This is a genomic window from Clostridium sp. MT-14 (assembly GCF_042436595.1).
GTDB lineage: Bacteria > Bacillota > Clostridia > Clostridiales > Clostridiaceae > Clostridium_B > Clostridium_B aromativorans.
Window position 1 is genome coordinate 279687 of sequence record NZ_JBHMIY010000001.1, and the last position, 16179, is coordinate 295865.

At 33.6% G+C, this 16179-nt stretch carries 18 protein-coding genes and 1 pseudogene; 2 read left to right on the forward strand and 17 right to left on the reverse strand.

The features are described from left to right. Window positions 1-89 precede the first annotated feature (89 nt). The 9 genes and pseudogenes from ACFHWD_RS01325 to ACFHWD_RS01365 all read right to left on the reverse strand — a co-directional run bounded on the left by ACFHWD_RS01325 (window position 90) and on the right by ACFHWD_RS01365 (window position 7016). The gene (locus tag ACFHWD_RS01325) at window positions 90-767 is read right to left on the reverse strand and encodes a hypothetical protein (RefSeq protein ID WP_229980529.1); all 678 of its coding nucleotides are present in this window, start codon (window positions 765-767) and stop codon (window positions 90-92) included. 218 nt (window positions 768-985) lie between these two features. Then, a pseudogene (locus ACFHWD_RS01330) lies at window positions 986-1402 on the reverse strand (GTP pyrophosphokinase); the annotation flags it as partial. Between the two features lie 29 nt (window positions 1403-1431). Then, window positions 1432-2085: an SIMPL domain-containing protein gene (locus tag ACFHWD_RS01335; RefSeq protein ID WP_229980531.1), complete on the reverse strand. Its 654-nt coding sequence runs from the start codon at window positions 2083-2085 to the stop codon at window positions 1432-1434. A 72-nt stretch (window positions 2086-2157) separates the two neighbouring features. Continuing rightward, the gene (locus ACFHWD_RS01340) at window positions 2158-3147 is read right to left on the reverse strand and encodes a helix-turn-helix transcriptional regulator (RefSeq protein WP_378059902.1); all 990 of its coding nucleotides are present in this window, start codon (window positions 3145-3147) and stop codon (window positions 2158-2160) included. Window positions 3148-3206: 59 nt separating this feature from the next. Continuing rightward, window positions 3207-3794 carry a GGDEF domain-containing protein gene (locus ACFHWD_RS01345; RefSeq protein WP_378059904.1) on the reverse strand — a complete coding sequence of 196 codons (588 nt, stop codon included), beginning with the start codon at window positions 3792-3794 and terminating at the stop codon, window positions 3207-3209. A gap of 237 nt (window positions 3795-4031) precedes the next feature. Further along, window positions 4032-4559: a hypothetical protein gene (locus tag ACFHWD_RS01350; RefSeq protein ID WP_378059906.1), complete on the reverse strand. Its 528-nt coding sequence runs from the start codon at window positions 4557-4559 to the stop codon at window positions 4032-4034. A gap of 24 nt (window positions 4560-4583) precedes the next feature. Continuing rightward, window positions 4584-5714, reverse strand: coding sequence for an SWIM zinc finger domain-containing protein (locus tag ACFHWD_RS01355; protein ID WP_378059908.1), 1131 nt, complete (start codon window positions 5712-5714; stop codon window positions 4584-4586). Window positions 5715-5904: 190 nt separating this feature from the next. Then, window positions 5905-6756, reverse strand: a complete 852-nt coding sequence (locus ACFHWD_RS01360) for a DUF1186 domain-containing protein (RefSeq protein WP_150356406.1) — start codon at window positions 6754-6756, stop codon at window positions 5905-5907. Between the two features lie 53 nt (window positions 6757-6809). Further along, window positions 6810-7016, reverse strand: coding sequence for a DUF2399 domain-containing protein (locus ACFHWD_RS01365; RefSeq protein WP_378059910.1), 207 nt, complete (start codon window positions 7014-7016; stop codon window positions 6810-6812). A 519-nt stretch (window positions 7017-7535) separates the two neighbouring features. Between ACFHWD_RS01365 and ACFHWD_RS01370 the strand changes: the two genes are divergently transcribed. After that, window positions 7536-8009 (forward strand): reverse transcriptase N-terminal domain-containing protein, encoded by a 474-nt coding sequence (locus ACFHWD_RS01370; protein ID WP_378059912.1) that lies wholly within the window; start codon window positions 7536-7538, stop codon window positions 8007-8009. Here the strand turns inward: ACFHWD_RS01370 and ACFHWD_RS01375 are convergent. Then, the gene (locus ACFHWD_RS01375; RefSeq protein WP_229980544.1) at window positions 7967-8095 is read right to left on the reverse strand and encodes a DNA-3-methyladenine glycosylase I; all 129 of its coding nucleotides are present in this window, start codon (window positions 8093-8095) and stop codon (window positions 7967-7969) included. The genes ACFHWD_RS01370 and ACFHWD_RS01375 overlap by 43 nt on opposite strands. 465 nt (window positions 8096-8560) lie before the next feature. On the opposite strand from ACFHWD_RS01375, the gene ACFHWD_RS01380 reads away from it, so the two are divergent. Further along, on the forward strand, window positions 8561-9706 hold the full coding sequence (locus tag ACFHWD_RS01380) for a glycosyltransferase family 1 protein (protein WP_150356403.1): 1146 nt from the start codon (window positions 8561-8563) through the stop codon (window positions 9704-9706). 105 nt (window positions 9707-9811) lie between these two features. On the opposite strand, the gene ACFHWD_RS01385 is transcribed toward ACFHWD_RS01380, so the two are convergent. The 7 genes from ACFHWD_RS01385 to ACFHWD_RS01415 all read right to left on the reverse strand — a co-directional run bounded on the left by ACFHWD_RS01385 (window position 9812) and on the right by ACFHWD_RS01415 (window position 16113). Continuing rightward, on the reverse strand, window positions 9812-10771 hold the full coding sequence (locus tag ACFHWD_RS01385; protein ID WP_150356402.1) for an SDR family NAD(P)-dependent oxidoreductase: 960 nt from the start codon (window positions 10769-10771) through the stop codon (window positions 9812-9814). Continuing rightward, window positions 10768-12102, reverse strand: a complete 1335-nt coding sequence (locus ACFHWD_RS01390) for a UDP-glucose/GDP-mannose dehydrogenase family protein (RefSeq protein WP_150356401.1) — start codon at window positions 12100-12102, stop codon at window positions 10768-10770. The genes ACFHWD_RS01385 and ACFHWD_RS01390 overlap by 4 nt, the downstream gene beginning before the upstream one ends. A gap of 257 nt (window positions 12103-12359) precedes the next feature. Continuing rightward, entirely contained in the window at window positions 12360-13706 is a 1347-nt protein-coding gene (locus ACFHWD_RS01395; protein WP_150356400.1) for a radical SAM protein, read from the reverse strand. A gap of 30 nt (window positions 13707-13736) precedes the next feature. Beyond that, a complete protein-coding gene (locus ACFHWD_RS01400) occupies window positions 13737-13949 on the reverse strand; it encodes a helix-turn-helix transcriptional regulator (RefSeq protein WP_150356399.1) in 213 nt (70 codons plus the stop codon). Between the two features lie 10 nt (window positions 13950-13959). Continuing rightward, complete coding sequence (locus ACFHWD_RS01405) at window positions 13960-14436, reverse strand: DUF2975 domain-containing protein (RefSeq protein WP_378059916.1); 477 nt, start codon at window positions 14434-14436, stop codon at window positions 13960-13962. A 296-nt stretch (window positions 14437-14732) separates the two neighbouring features. Further along, the gene (locus tag ACFHWD_RS01410) at window positions 14733-15578 is read right to left on the reverse strand and encodes an EFR1 family ferrodoxin (protein ID WP_236035045.1); all 846 of its coding nucleotides are present in this window, start codon (window positions 15576-15578) and stop codon (window positions 14733-14735) included. Window positions 15579-15828: 250 nt separating this feature from the next. Then, window positions 15829-16113, reverse strand: coding sequence for a hypothetical protein (locus ACFHWD_RS01415; RefSeq protein ID WP_179977976.1), 285 nt, complete (start codon window positions 16111-16113; stop codon window positions 15829-15831). Window positions 16114-16179 lie beyond the last annotated feature (66 nt).

Here is a 16179-nt window from a genome sequence, read left to right on the forward strand (position 1 = left end):
TATATATAATTTTTATATTGTATAATAATTTATAAATAAATTATTATAACATTTACAATGTTGTATTCTACACAATACCACTTAGAAATTTATTTAAGAGCAATATTCCATTCCGGCTGATTTTCTTTAATAAGCTTCCTTTCCAATGAACATATTTCTTCATCATCTTCTAAAGGCATGACATAAAATGTAACTTTACTCCCTATATTGTTGATTATGGAATTTATATGACAGTTGGTCGCCTGACCATCAATATAACAATTTCTCGGAGAAATACTAGCATACCCAGAATTTATCCTCTTATAGAAATTAAAATTACCTTTCACTCTCCCTATATACTTTATCTCTTCATTACATACATACATATAAATTCCCTTACATTTTTCCAGAGGGTTTTGTTCCATTTTAAATTTACAGAAAAGTTCATCACCATAAGGATTAAGAAATTTTTTGTAAAATAAATCATTATCTTGTTTAAGCCTGACAAGGAATAGACCCAATTTCATATTCATATATTCTTTGTATATTCGATAACATTCATCTTTCAATTTCATATATTTATCTTCAGTAAGAATTTCTCCTAATGTATGCGTACCAAATCTTGAAAATGTATCTTTGATATCGGTATCTTCAAACTTTAGCTTTATTTCTATAAAATTCTTACCACACTGATTAAAACTTTTATTCAATTTTGTGGGATTTAGCGTTTCTTTGTCAGATCTTATTTTTTTTAATGGATTTACATCTGCACAGTTTTTATGAGACATAATGACCTCCTATTAATAATGTATATATTTTCTCCTTTCCATATTCTCAAGAATCACTTGATTTCATTTATGCCGCCGAAAAAAGACCAGTAATTTCTCTCAATAAAATCTATAAACTTATCCCAGAATTCATCTTCTGAACAGTTTTCCGGCACCGATACACAGCCATCTATTTCAATTTCCCTGGTACATATAAATTCTCCATCCTCATTCTGATCAAGTGCATCAGATATTCTATCTGCAGCTTTACGGTATTTTTTCACCCTCTCGCGATCTGCATCTGAAGGATTTTTTATCCTCGACAAGTCCATATTATCGAATAGATCACACATTTTTACATGACCGGCTGTTTTATTTTTTACAATCCTGCCTATGTATTCATCATAGGTTTCGCCATATCGCCTGGTGAGAGCATCCAGTGCAGACAGTACTTCCTCGGAAAATCCCTGATCTCTCAGGTAGTCCAGCGATATATCAGTGTCTTCTACTACATCGTGAAGCACTGCACATATTCTCTCAGCTTCACTTCTTCTTGAAAACATCACCCGCAGAGGATGCAGTATATATGGCTGTCCACCTTTGTCAACCTGACCCTCATGGGCCTTTGCAGCTATTAGAATTGCCTTGTCCAGCATTATGTGTACCTCCTTAATCATCATATTTATCATTTTATCTCCCATACAAATAAAACTGTATCACTGACTTTTATATCATCTGGTTCGATACCCGGAGCATAAGATGACTGAACAGCCATACAATTTTCCTCTACCCCAGATCTTGTTTGAGAATAAAGGTGCAGTTCACTCCAATTGTAATCAATACTAACCAGATCCCCAAGAATGACTCCTGATGCTTTTGCTAAAATTTCCGCCTTGTGTTTCGCATTTTTGGCAGCACTTACCAAAAGCCTTTCACTGATAACAGATTTATCCTTAACAGAAAACTGTATATCCAGCTGTGGACTTATTTGCGTTTTTGCAATAGCAGCAAATACCTTTGACATTACTTCTGTGTCAAAATCAAACTCAATTTTTAAACTTTGCCTGCAAATGTATCCATCAAATTTGCTTCTATAATTGTCGTTATTATCACGATAACTTTCATAGTGTGTTTTTATATTAAAACTTGTTGTTTTTAGATCTTTTTTGTCAAAACCTGCTGATTCAATTGCATTTTGTAAAATCTCTACTGAATCAGCCGCAAGTTCCATTGTCTTGTCATAATTATAATGCTGCGATTCAAGGTTCATGGTAATAACAATTAAATTCGGCTTAACATTGATACTGCCTGTGCCTTTCACCCTAATTAAATGTTCCATTCAAACAACCTCCTTCAGTTTTATTTCATATGCTCAAGAATCATTCGATTTCAATTTTCTTATATAAAAAGCTCATCTGTACATCTCTCTCATTCTGTCTATAATCTCTATCATTTCTTCTCTGAATCTATCTGAGCTCAAGACCTCCACAGAATCTCCCTGACTCAAAAGCCACATCTTTATTCCCTTTCCGAATACCCTGGCTTCCACCATATACTCACCCTTTTTTTCTTCTACTATTCTGGCATTAGGCAGTTTGTCTAAAACTGCTTCTATAGATCTGCCTGTATACCTGAATCTCACTCTTTCCAGCTCCCCTGCCTGCATGAACTGGATTAACTTTCTGAACTCCCCGTCTTTAAATCTTTTGCTGTAATCCACCTTGTATTTCCTGTCTGTAACAATTAGTTTTTCAATTCTATCCACCCTGTAGATGGCAGGATATTCATAACTTTTACCTTCTATTAAAGCTATAAGATAAAAATAGTATTCAGAAAACAACAGACCCTGAGGATACAAGGTCCTTTTTGAAGTCTCCTCCTCTACCTTTCCTCCTGTGCCGATTTTGAAATACCCAATTTCCAGTATATTTTTATCTTTTATTGCAGCACTTATTTTCCAAAGCTTATCCAAAAGCTTTTTCCCATGTTTTGGAGGAACATAATTCATGAGCTCGTTGCCTATAATGTATTTGATATTCTCCCTGTCCTTAGATATGCAATTATCAAGAAGTTTGTAAATTATATCTTTTATTTCCGCTTTTATAAAACCTCTGCTCTCTAAAAGCACCTTGGAAACTGCCAGTATTTCTTTTTCGCTTAGATTTTTCTCCTGCCCGCCTTTTAAGATATATCCGCCTTTTTCTCTGTCTGATACAATTTCTTCTCCCATTAGCTCGCCATCAGATTGGTCTTCTACAAATTTCTTTATGTCTTTTATATATCTGTAAAAAGTTCTTTCATTGATATTGAATTTATCTATTACATCATTCTTTAAAATCACTTTTCCTTCTTTTAATTGATTGTATATAGACAGTACTACATCTGCTTTAAATCTCTCCATATATATGTGCCCTTCCTTATATTTTGTTAACATTTTATTAACTAATTATACATATATATTTATAATTCCTTCTTTTTTTGCAATTTTTTCTTATACATTTCAAAATCCGCATTTTTTATTAAATCCTCCACAGACATTCCACACTGCATTCCTTTCCTGCACTCACAAAATCCACAGCTCAAGCTAAAATTATAATTTTCATTATTCTCATTGTATTCCTTTAATTTTTCCTCAATTCTATGCCAAATTTTATGAACTTCCTCCATTGCAACGCCTGGAAATATCACTAGAAATTCATCCCCGCCCATTCTAATTACAAAATCAGTTTTTCTAATACTGTCTTTCAGTATTTTAGCTGTATTTATCAAAAGCTTATCGCCTTCCTGATGTCCAAAGTTATCGTTTACTATTTTTAATCCATCTACATCAACAAAGCAGACAACAAGATTTTTATTGCCTATCCTTGACAAATTAAGTTCTTTATTCAGCATCTCCAGACCTGATCTTCTGTTCAACACTCCAGTCATAGCATCTGTACTTGCATAGTAATTCAATTTTTCCCTTTCCATATACAATTTTTCGAGCACAGTGTCCTTTTCCCGTAAAATCCTGATAAGCGTTTCCCTGTACATATCCTCATAATCCACACAATACCCCGCCTTTAATGTTTGTATTCTATATTTTTATTATATACAACTATAATGACATGGACTGTCAGTACCAATAAAAGTTTTTGACAAAAAATAAAAAAACAATTAAAGCAGATAAAATCACTTTAACTGACCCTTATTTTGGTTTTATTTTAGAAAAGTCTGCTTCAATTTTCAAAAGCTCTTCTATCTCCAAAAGTTCTTAAAAACTGATTTTCATCTTTATCAAGAGCATCAGCATTTGATCTTTCCCATTTCGTCAAGAAATGCCGGCCGCTTCCTGTAGATATTACCCAGCACATCTATAATTTCTTTCGTCTTTTCCCTACCGGCTATCTTTTTATATCTCTTTATAATTTTACAGACTCTTTTGTACTGCACCCTGTTTGATGCCTCTCTTGCACTTTCCCTGATATTTTTTTCATATAATTTTATAACCTCTTCTCTGTGTTTATCAATCAGCAAGTAGGCATATTTTTCTATACTGGACGGATTTTCTCCAACATACTTCATCAATTCATCAATATCTTTTTCTTGAACTATAAGTTCAAGAAAAACATTTTTTGCCTGCCAGTTTTTACAGTTTTTTATTTCTCTTTTGATATTATTGTAAAAGTTTTTGTAATTTCCGCTATTTAGTTTTTTAAGCTCCTCATAGTATTCAAACTTACCATCAAATAATAGCTCTTTTGCCAGTTTCTCCTGTTTTTCCTTCAATGAAAGTTCTTTATAAGCCCTGTATCTTATCTCTTTCCATTTCAATACTAATCCAGCATAATTTTTGTCCTATTTCTCACCTTCAAGTGCCAGTTCTATAACTCTTGAATAGTTTCCTGCTTTCATGAACCTGTCTATGAGTATCTTTCTGAAAGATGAAAATCCAATATTTTTCTCTATAAACTTTTCAGATTCTTCTTTGGTACCATATTTATCTATAATATTAAACAGTATCAACAGCATTCTTTCAACTCCATATTCATGGCAGCTATTATGGGGCATGCTGTTGAGCAAATCCTCTATTTTGATTTTAAGCTGATTCCTAAATTCCTCATTATCTGCAGACTCGGAGCAGATTTGAATTAAATCAATCCTGTAGTCAATCCAGCCATCAAAAATACTGTTTTCAGCTTCTTTCAGTAATTTTTTAAATGTTTTTCTTCTTGTATCTATATCTTTAGAAAAACGTGCAATTTTACCTATAGTCTCTATTGTTTCCGACACAAGCATTCCTATATCTCCATCTGAATCATCTGCATATTGAAAAGCTTTCACGGATTCACGCAGAATCATAAGGGCAATATCTAATGAAATCAGAGGATCATTGCCAATTTCACATATTTCTTTTATTCTTTTCAGTATAACCTCCATTTCGCTGGCAAAATCACAGGCTTCCATGTAGGAAATAAAGCCCTCTCTTCCCTTGTATTTTCGTACTATTGAATTCATAAGTTTTTTACATCTGCTGATTTCCTGTTTTTTATCAACCGGTGAATATTTAAAAACTATTTTGTTCTTTAAATTATCATCATCTTCAACTATATCTTCTATAATATCCATCAACTTTTCTTTTGAAAAGTTTTCCAACATTTTTTTTACTGCAGGTTTGCGTTCTATTTCATATTTCTTGAATTTATCAGTTGATTTTCCATTTAAGATCTCATTCAGCTTGAAATAAGCTGCAGCTTGATGTTTGCATACAGGGCCAAAATCATAAGGGCAGTCGCAATTTGAATACAGTATATCTCCGCCTTCATCTATTTTTATATCTACCCGGTATTTTTCGCTTCCTTCTACAAGAAAAACATATTCACTATTCCCGTTTTTATGGAATTCGACTATGTTTCCATTGTTATAATAATCATATCCCCTGCCTAAAATTGTTTTACCTATGTGCTTCTCAAAATCATTTATGTTCACATTCTATTCCCCATTCTTTAAAAATTCTATTTGTCTTATAAGTTTATTATTTTAAAGTATATACACTTAAAATTCTACCTTGACAATATCAGCTCCATGGATTTATATAAGAGACATGTAAACTTATTACCTGACCATGCTTTCTGGAAGAAAGCTTTATTTTGTACCATATACTCCCGTAAATTTTCAGCTATTTTTTTCTTTGTTTCTTTTTAGAGGCCTTTGCCTGTTTTCTTTTATTTTTTCTTTTCTTGTTATTTTTATTTATATTGCTGCCTTTTTTTGCTTTTTGGGGATAAGTATCCCTTTCTTGAAAACATGCCCACCATTCCAACTCTTTAATTGTATCCTCAATAAAACTATACTGTGTACCTTTTAATATGACTTTTTCATCTTTGCTACCACGGGGGATACTAAATTTTACATCTTCCCGACTTATAAAAGAGGGTTCTATCAATTCTTCGTCAAAAACTTCTTTAATATCTTCCAGTAACTCAAAAGCTTTTATATCACAACAAGCACTTATGAGCCCTCCCCAAACCTGGGAAAATTTTCTCTCGAGCCCGCCATTAAATAATGTTTTATAATATTCTATAACTTCACTTCTTGAAACAATTTTCTGAGAAAAAAGTACAAGGAAAACTCTAATTGCTGATATTCTTACATATTCATTAATATTACTGTTTTCAATTAACCTCTTAATAGGCTCAACATCACTATCACAAACAGATGCAATTATTCTATCTAAATCTTCTGTAATGGTATCTCCCAAAACTCCAAAAGGTATATCCCCGGGTAAACTAATTAAATCCATGATTAATGGGAAACTTTTTTTCTCTCTAAACTGGGCCAGCAAATAAATCGCATATATATGGCCAAAATAATTTTCTTTTCCTATAACTTCCTCATAATTTTCTTTTGTATACATTAATATTTCCAGTAAATCAGGTATAAACTCTTCTTTTTTATTTATTATTTCCCTTAATTGCTCTTTAGGAAATCTATTGTTATAGTATTGTATTTGTTCAAGTAATTTGTTCAATGTTAAAGTACCTCCCTGTAAATTTAATTTTCTCTATAATAACAGCATTGTATTCAGAAATCAATTTTAAGTCTTACCATTGACACTATATCCCTGTAATCCTCCACGCCGTATCTCCATAATACAAGCTTTGATTCATATCGAAGCTTCAATTTATCCGCCATGATTATTCCCTCTCGATCCAGATCTCCTGAATAATATATCCGTACACCATTTTCCACTAATTTATCCATTAAGACAAGGGATGCCAGATGCGACAAGAAGTCGCATAATATATTGCCGTAAGGCTACCCCATCCATTCGGGGTAACTCTACTGTGACTAGCGTGGATGGTAACGTCTGGGTTAGAAAGCTCACAAGACAATGTGGAAGTCCGAGTAGCCTAAAACTGGGATGACTGCTAGAGTAAGAAAGCTAAGGAGAACATAAAGTGAATCACTGTAAGAATCGTTACGCTGGAGAAAGCGAAATAGGCTGAAACGCTTCGACCAAAAGGTAAGGAGTCAAGCAAAGGCGCTCTGGCAAACCAATGCGAATGGATAAAGAACTCCCGGTTTAAAGGTGACTCCTAAGGCTTTCACAATTATATATTATGCGGAACTTGGTAAACTCTATATGTTCCTCATGTGAATGAGGTATCCAACCGTAAGGAAAAGAAATGGCATAGAGGGCAGAAGAAATGGATAAAAAGCAAAAGCTACTTTCGTAATGAAAGAAGATAAGGGTTTAAACTTTACCCTGACCAGAAATGGTGCTGACTTATCCAGTGGTATTTCTTAGTGGGAAAGGACTGTAAACTTATGAATTTTAGTAATTCAACGACGGATAAAACCGAGAAACTAAAAGGCAATAAATCGCTAGAAAGTCAATGGGAATCCATTGACTGGATTCAGGTTCAAAAATATATTAATAGGCTACAGACCAGAATCGCTAAGGCAACAGTAAAAGGCAATAGAAATAAAACTAAAAGACTGCAGTATTTATTGAATCATTCTTTCTATGCAAAATGCCATGCTGTAAAGAAAGTAACCTCGAATAAAGGTAAAAGGACTTCGGGCGTTGACAGGAAGTTATGGTCAACATCAGCATCAAAAATGAAAGCAGTATTATCGCTAACAGATATGTTTCATGTAGAAGTAATTTCTTTCATTGCAGTCACCTGTTTTCCAGGCAATCACTATTACAGGTATCGAGCTTTTATTGTCTACATTTATATATCAGCAACATTATCAATGCAACTGTATATAAAATAAAGTTTCGGGCGACAGCATTTTGTTAATTTTAATTTATTGTCAATAATAAGCATGCCAATTGCCTGCATAAATGAGTAGACGATCACCGGACCGACAAAACGGTCTGAGCCGGGACACCTCCATCAAACTCCCAATTGTTTATAATCGGAACAGAATCAACGTAGCTCCATAAAAAGTATCCTCCAGTCATTTTTGATATACTGCCATTATATCATTTTTAGCCTGACAGCAGCTTGTCATAATAAAAAGACAGATACGCCGAGCAATCCCAATATTAACTGAAATTCATAATTTTTATCATAAACTTAACATAAACATGCAATCAAAAAATGCCTATGAGAGATACTATTATATTGTAAATTTCTCTTACATGAGGCAGTTCAAAATTAATTGATAATAGCAGTTTGCCACAGAGGAATATACCTTATTTTAATGTGAAAAGAAATGCATTAGGCAAAGGAGGTCATTTTAAGAGATACATTTTATTTAGATATGAACAAATTTAGAAATCTAAAAAATTATAATCTAACAAGGGATATAGGAGGGATAATGTGAAGGTAGCTATTTTTACAGATACTTTTTTACCTCAGATAAACGGAGTTACCAATACCTTAAATAAGCTTATAGAATATTATGAAGCAAATAACATTGAATACTTAATATTCGCACCTGATAATGATACAGAGAAAAACGAAAGTTACAATATCCAAAGGTTTTTTAGTATAAAATTTTTTCTCTATCCTGAATGCAGAATAGCTTTCCCCAACACTTTCAAAGTAAGTGCTTCATTATCTAGTTTTAAGCCGGACATAATACAACTCATGACCGAATTCAACATGGGAATGACTGGATTAATGTATGGGAAAAAGCACGGCATACCTACTGTATCTAATTATACAACTAATTTTTGTCAGTATCTGAATTATTATAATTTGGATTTTTTAAATAATTCCGTATGGGCTTATATGAGATGGTTTCACAATCAAAATAATTTGACCTTATGTCCGTCGGAAGAAATAAAATTTTATCTTAAAAAGAAAGGAATAGCAAATACAGATATTTTTTCAAGAGGCATAGATTCCAAAAAGTTTAACCCTGAATTGAGGAGTGAGGATCTAAGAATGCAGCTTGGCATCAATAATAAATTGGTGTTTTTATACGTAGGCAGGGTTTCACCCGAGAAAGACTTAGATATTTTAATTGATGCTTACGGACAAATCTACAATAAATATAGGGACAAAATAGCTCTTATTATAACAGGAGAAGGTCCATATCTGGATAAATGTAAAAATGATTTTCCAAAAAATACTATATTTACGGGATTTAAGAAGGGAAGAGAATTAGCACAAATTTATGCCTCCAGTGACATATTTGTGTTTCCTTCCTCAACAGAAACTTTTGGAAATGTAGTACTTGAGGCTATGGCTTCTGGCATCCCTGTTATAGGTGCTGACGCAGGGGGAGTTAAAAATATCATCGACCACAGAATTAATGGCCTTAAGTTCAAGGCAAGGGATATGAACGAGCTAATTGGTTTAATGGTAAAGTTAATTGAAGATGAAAATTTGAGAAACACATTAAGGACAAATGCCAGAAATACTGGGCTGAAAAGATCCTGGAATAAGGTTTTTAGCGGACTTATGGACACTTATAATAATATTTTACTTAATAAAAAGAATGGTGTTATCAGTGCTTAACTATGTTATAAAATCAGGCGGGACTAAAATTACAGCAAAAACCTATTGACGGTAAACAGTAAATTTTCAATGTTATATTTTCAAAAAAACGGATGGTTGTAAAAACTATTCGTTTTTTACTCCGCCGCAATACCAATCATAAAATTTTTCAATGCCCTGTCTTATATTAACTCTGGGATTATACCCAATGAATTTCTTTGCCCTGCTTATATCCGCATAAGTAATGGGCACGTCACCTTTTTGCATATCCATTCTATTGATAATAGCCTTTTTGCCTACAACATCCTCTATGATCTTTATTAAATCATAAAGAGAGATGATTTTACTGCTTCCAAAATTAAATATTTCAAACTCAAAATTTTTGTCTATCAAAGAAGCTATTCCATCCACTATATCGTCTATATATGTGTAATCCCTTTTACTTGAACCATCACCAAACATATTTATCGGTTTACCTTCATCTATATTCTTTGTGAACACGTGTATTGCCATTTCCGGTCTCTGCCTTGGCCCGTAAACAGTAAAGAATCTCAAGCAGGCCGTACTCATTCCATATAATCTTGTATAGGTTGAACAAAACAATTCTGCAGCTCTTTTTGCAGCAGCATAAGGTGAAATTTGAAGATCTACACTGTCGTTTTCTGAAAATGGAAGTTTTGAATTAACCCCGTATACAGATGAAGAAGAGGCTTCAATAAATTTTTTTACTCCTCTTTCAGCGCATACCTGAAGTAAATTTACAGTGCCTTTAATATCTATATCAACATATTCAAGGGGATCTTTCAGGGAGTTCCGTACACCCGCCATGGCAGCTAGGTGTATGACCAGTTCTATATCATTTTCAGCAAATATTCTATTTACCAAATCCCTATCAAGTATGTCACCTCTATATAGTGTATAGTTATCATTTTTCAATGCCATCTCAATGTTTTTTTCCTTTATTTCAGAAGCATAGTAATCATTAAAATTATCTATATTTATCAATTTGTATCCTAAATTCAACAACCTATCACACAAATTAGAACCTATAAATCCCGAACCACCTGTAACCAATATGCTGTTCATTTTCTGCCAACTCCTTCGTAATCAAAGCCAATCTTTTTCATTTCCTGTGGTTCATATACATTCCTAAAATCTAGAAACAGAGCACCTTTCATATTACTTTTAATTTCATTTAAATTCATGCTTCTAAATTGATTCCATTCGGTGGCTAAAACAACTGCTTCCGCATTCTTACAGGCTTCATACTCATTCTTGCAGTAATTAAATTGAATTTCAGAATAAAATTTCTGACAGTTATCCATAGCTATTGGATCATATACATTAACTTCCGCCCCCTCTTCAATCAACCTTTTGCCTATGTAAAGAGCCGGTGATTCTCTTAAATCATCCGTTTCAGGCTTGAATGACAATCCCCAAAGCGCAATTTTTCTACCATGTAAATCATTGTTGAATCTATTCTTTATCTTGCTGATCATTCTTTCTTTTTGTGCATCATTTACTTTTATAACAGTTTCTATAATTTCAGACCTCACACCAGCTTCTTTTGCTATATGTACTAATGCTTTAGTGTCTTTTGGAAAACAGCTTCCCCCATATCCTGGACCAGGATGTAAAAACTTGGAGCCAATTCTCCCATCTTGTCCCATAGCTTTGGCCAGTTTGTGAACATCAGCTCCAATTTCCTCGCATATATTTGCCATTTCGTTTATAAAAGAAATTTTAGTCGCAAGAAAAGCATTGGAAGCATACTTTATCAACTCTGCAGTTTCCAGATTAGTTATAACAAATGGCACACTTATAATATACAGTACTTTATAAATTTGCTTCATTATTTCCTCGGCTTTTTTGCTTTCAACCCCCACAACAACCCTATCCGGATGTGTAAAGTCTTTTACGGCAGCTCCTTCTCTTAAAAATTCTGGATTGGATACTATATCAAAGTCATAATTTACATTTCTCGCATTAAACACATCCCTTACCTTTGCTTTTACCTTTTGTCCCGTTCCTACAGGAACCGTGCTCTTATCCACAATGATTTTATATCCATTCATATATTTCGCCACTTCGCAAGCTGCATCAAGTACATACTGCAGATCTGCCGAGCCGTCTTCCAGTGGAGGGGTACCAACTGCAATAAATATAACTGTCGAATTTTCAACGGCATATTTCAAATCATTTGTGAAATTCAATCTGCCTTGATTCATATTTTTCTTTACTATATCATAAAGCCCAGGTTCATATATAGGCATTTCTCCATTTTTCAACTTTTCTATCTTATCCAAATCATTATCCATGCATATGACATTCATGCCAAATTCTGAAAGACATGCACCGCTGACCAAACCTACATACCCTGTCCCAATAACTGAAATATTGTTGTTAAACTGAACCATCAATTTACCCTCCCAAATACTAAAAATAATTAACGCTGTTAATTTTCTTCACAAGCCCTATGAATACATTTCTTAGCCTTTTTAAAATCTTTAGTATCTTTTTATTGTAATTTGCAAATCTCCAGTTCCCCAACAGTCAATATTAACTAAATTTCAAATAATCTTATATTTAATTACTCTTAACCACATTTTCACAACTATTATAGCATATGAGAAAGATAAAACACAGCATAAAAATAGGTGATCCCAAACTTCACTTATTTTATACAATAAGCCAGCCATCTAAAAAGCCTTCCTACATTTTCAAAAGAAACTAGTCTGCACAATAATTCAGTCAGCTTTCCAAACTTCCTATAAAATAAATTAAATGCTAAAAATGGAATCCATTGATTTTTAGATTTTGGCAGTCTCTTCATTATATTTTTAAACGTGTATACTTCTCTATATATCCATAGATAGCCATTATATAATTCTTCTGCTGTCATATTTTTGGGTTTATATACAACATGTGCAGTATTATAATTTGACAAATTATAATCTACAATTCTATCTTCTTCTATCAATGCTGAGTATAACTTTGTGCCGGGATACGGGGTGAGGATATGCGAAGTCACCGTTTCTATCTTATTTTTAATTATCCATTTCAATGTATCTTTAAATACGGAGATATCATCTTCATCTAGTCCGAAAACAAAACTTGCATTTATCATTATTCCTCTTTTGTGAATTTCATCTACAAGTTTCTCATATCTGTTTACACTGTTTTGTACCTTGTGGACACTGTCTATTGACCTGCTGTTTATACTTTCAAAACCTATAAACAGACTTTGGCAGCCAGACGCCTTCATTTCATCCAACAGTTCAGGCATGTCCACTATATTGGAAGTAACCGCTGCATTCCACTTCAGCTTAAGAGGTTTTATTTCCTTTAATAATTTTTTTGTCCATTTGGGATTCCCAATAAAATTATCATCAATAAACATTATATGTCTCGTTTTTAATACATTTATATCTTCAATCACATCATCTATGGGCCTATTGATATAAGTCCTAAGTACATTTTTGCAACTATTATAGCAGAAATCGCATTCAAAAGGACATCCTCTGCTTGTACTAATTATATTAGTATATAAATACTTTTTATCATCAATAATATGATAGTTTGGCGACACTATTTCTTTTCCGGCAATATTTTCCATGTCACAGTATATCTTCTTAAGTAAATTATTTTCTTTGTCCCTGAGAATTTTTATCCATACTCTCTCAGCCATTCCCACGCATATTGCATCAAAACTATCAGCAGCTCTCTCTGGATCTGCTGTAATATGTATACCTCCTGCAATTACTGTTACTCCACGATTTTGAAACTCCTTCGATATTTCCACCGCCCTGTTCATAACATCTACAGTAACAGTTATTGCTGCCAAATCCACAGGCTCGTCAAAATCTATCTTTTCAACATTTTCATTCTCAATAATAACTTCATGCTCCTTCGGCGTAAGATTTGCTATTGTGAGTAATGCCAATGAAGGGCTCATTCTTGTTTTCAACTTCGTATCCATAGGTCTTGGCAGCATTGCAGGTTGAATCAATTTAATTTTCATACATTGCCTCCTCAAACAAATTCAGCCAAATTATCGCGAATCATTTCTGTATTCCAAAATATCTCCAGGCTGACATTCCAAAGCCCTGCAGATTGCATCTAAAGTTAATAGTCGAATTGCTTTTGCCTTTCCATTTTTTAATATAGAGATGTTTGCCATGGTTATTCCAACTTTTTTCGAAAGTTCTGTGACACTCATTTTCCTTTTGGCCAACATAACATCAATGTTGATTATAATTGCCATGTTATTCACCTCAAATCGTTAGATCATTGTCTGATTTTATATCTACCGCATCTTTTAAAAGCTTTTGGAGAACAGCAGCAAAGACTGCGATCACAAATGAAGCAAAAGCAATGACCAATCCCAGTGCTACAATACCCGGGGCATCGTCCGCATTCGCTATAAGAACTAAAAATGGTATTAGTACTGCATATATAATGCTGATTGTAATAGCACAGTGTTTTATATTCTTCAAAGCTGTTACAGATAATTCCGAGAAGGCTTTGTTTCTGTCAATATAGCCTAAAAGTCTCAAGGCTTGGTACAATGCAGCAAAAAACGGTATTGCTGAAAGATAGGCACCTATTAAAACAGGCCAATAATGCAACTTTGGATAATGTTCTGCTGCTCCGTTAGCTATTGCAGGCAGGCAAAAAATGCATAATGCAAGTACTATAATTCCAACAAGAAAAACCACTATCTTTAAAAAAATTGTTGATCCTGGTTTCATAAAAAGCACCTCACTTATTTATTGTTTATTTGATTTTAACATATATTTTATTGTTTTACAATATATTATTATCGAATTAGATTGCATATTTATTGTTATTTTATTGTAACCCGATTTACAACCCTCAATAGCAATACGAGAAGCTACTTTGTAAAACTAAATGCAATGTTTGTAATCAACAACTTAATATTTGTAAAGGAAAATTTATCGAAAGATAAAAAGCATCCAAGTTTTAACCTAGATGCATTTTTATACTTAATAATTATCTATTATAAACCATGTGATCAGTCCTGCGACTAAATATCTTCACAGGTCAATCCTCTTATAATATCCTCAACTTTAATATTGGGATTGTGATATCTTCTGCGCCCGATTGTTTTCCTTCCATATTCTATTGCTTCATGTGGGCACCACTGAATACAGGCAAGACACCGCTCACAGCGATGCTGCCAAATCGGATTCCGGTCTTCTATTTTTATATTATTTACAGGGCATACTCTGGCACACAGACCGCAGCCGCTGCACTTTCCGCTCACCTCAAATTTTTTGTCCCATTCGGAGATCCCTTTGTATAAATAACTGCAACTGGCTATCTTACTAAGAAGCCTGGCCTTTCTTTTAATCGGCCAAACCTTTCCGCCCGCAACTGCCTCTGCAGCTTCATCTGCCTTTTTCATTGCATTTTCTATAAGCTTTTGTACAACATCTTTGGCAAAGGCTTGATACTTCACGATATAATTTCCAGGCATTTTTACTCCAGCTGCATAGGACAGACAAACACCCTTTTCTTTCAAAATATCGTCCAGCATTCCCAAAGTGTCCGCTCCATTCCCACCGAAATTTATAAATGCAAAGCAGTAAGTTCCTCTAATGATATTGAGGTTTTGTGCAAAGCGTTTTACAAGTCTCGGTAATCCTATATAAAAAACGGGAAAGACGAAACCAATCGGATTATCAGGACCGCCAACAGGTTCATCCGTCGCCCCTACAGCCATGGACTTAATTGTACAGTTCTCAAGTCCCTTTGCGATTTGTCGGGCTATTGACAACGAATTGCCCGTAGCGGAAAAATAATAAATTGTCGGATTCATTACATGTGCTTCCTCTTTTATTGTTCTCCTGACTATTTCCCCAGCATTCATTTATTTCACACCCTTAATAATTATTTATCATAATTATACCTTATAATCAGAAAAATTAAATTATCTGATCCAATCATTTAATTTTTATTCACATTTGACGGTCATAAGCCTGTCTATAACCCCAGTTCAATGGTTTCAATTAGTATATAAAGTAGGAGTACCGTTTATTATAACAAATTTCCCATAACTTGCACTACTCTGGTTACCCCTCCAAGACTTAGTAGATGTTCTCCTGCTTTTTTAGAATTATTTATATAAATAGATGTTCTGTTAAAATCATCAATTGTACTCTTAATTGTTTCTGAGGGACCCCATACATCAAGCCTGTCATAATGCTATTCTGACTTCCACGATTTATATAGGCTACAGTTTCCGGTATGAGTTTACTAAAATCAAATCTTTTATCAATATAGATATTATTTTTCTCACATGGATTTATTTGTTCCGCTGCAATATATATCTGAAAATCAGTTCCTTCAAATGCTTTAATCAAATTATCTACAACTGTCCTCGGCTTAATTGTTCCATAATCCAACTTGTAATCTTCTTTTTTTCTTGAACTCTAAATAATTGTGCCAGCTTGACTAATCTTTTTCCCATA

Coding starts and splice junctions, on each gene's coding strand:
- ACFHWD_RS01335 (WP_229980531.1), bottom strand. CDS start 2,085: ATGGAACATTTAATTAGGGTGAAAGGCACAGGCAGTATCAATGTTAAG.
- ACFHWD_RS01400 (WP_150356399.1), bottom strand. CDS start 13,949: ATGGCAATTATAATCAACATTGATGTTATGTTGGCCAAAAGGAAAATG.
- ACFHWD_RS01385 (WP_150356402.1), bottom strand. CDS start 10,771: ATGAACAGCATATTGGTTACAGGTGGTTCGGGATTTATAGGTTCTAAT.
- ACFHWD_RS01395 (WP_150356400.1), bottom strand. CDS start 13,706: ATGAAAATTAAATTGATTCAACCTGCAATGCTGCCAAGACCTATGGAT.
- ACFHWD_RS01325 (WP_229980529.1), bottom strand. CDS start 767: ATGTCTCATAAAAACTGTGCAGATGTAAATCCATTAAAAAAAATAAGA.
- ACFHWD_RS01410 (WP_236035045.1), bottom strand. CDS start 15,578: ATGAATGCTGGGGAAATAGTCAGGAGAACAATAAAAGAGGAAGCACAT.
- ACFHWD_RS01405 (WP_378059916.1), bottom strand. CDS start 14,436: ATGAAACCAGGATCAACAATTTTTTTAAAGATAGTGGTTTTTCTTGTT.
- ACFHWD_RS01390 (WP_150356401.1), bottom strand. CDS start 12,102: ATGGTTCAGTTTAACAACAATATTTCAGTTATTGGGACAGGGTATGTA.
- ACFHWD_RS01340 (WP_378059902.1), bottom strand. CDS start 3,147: ATGGAGAGATTTAAAGCAGATGTAGTACTGTCTATATACAATCAATTA.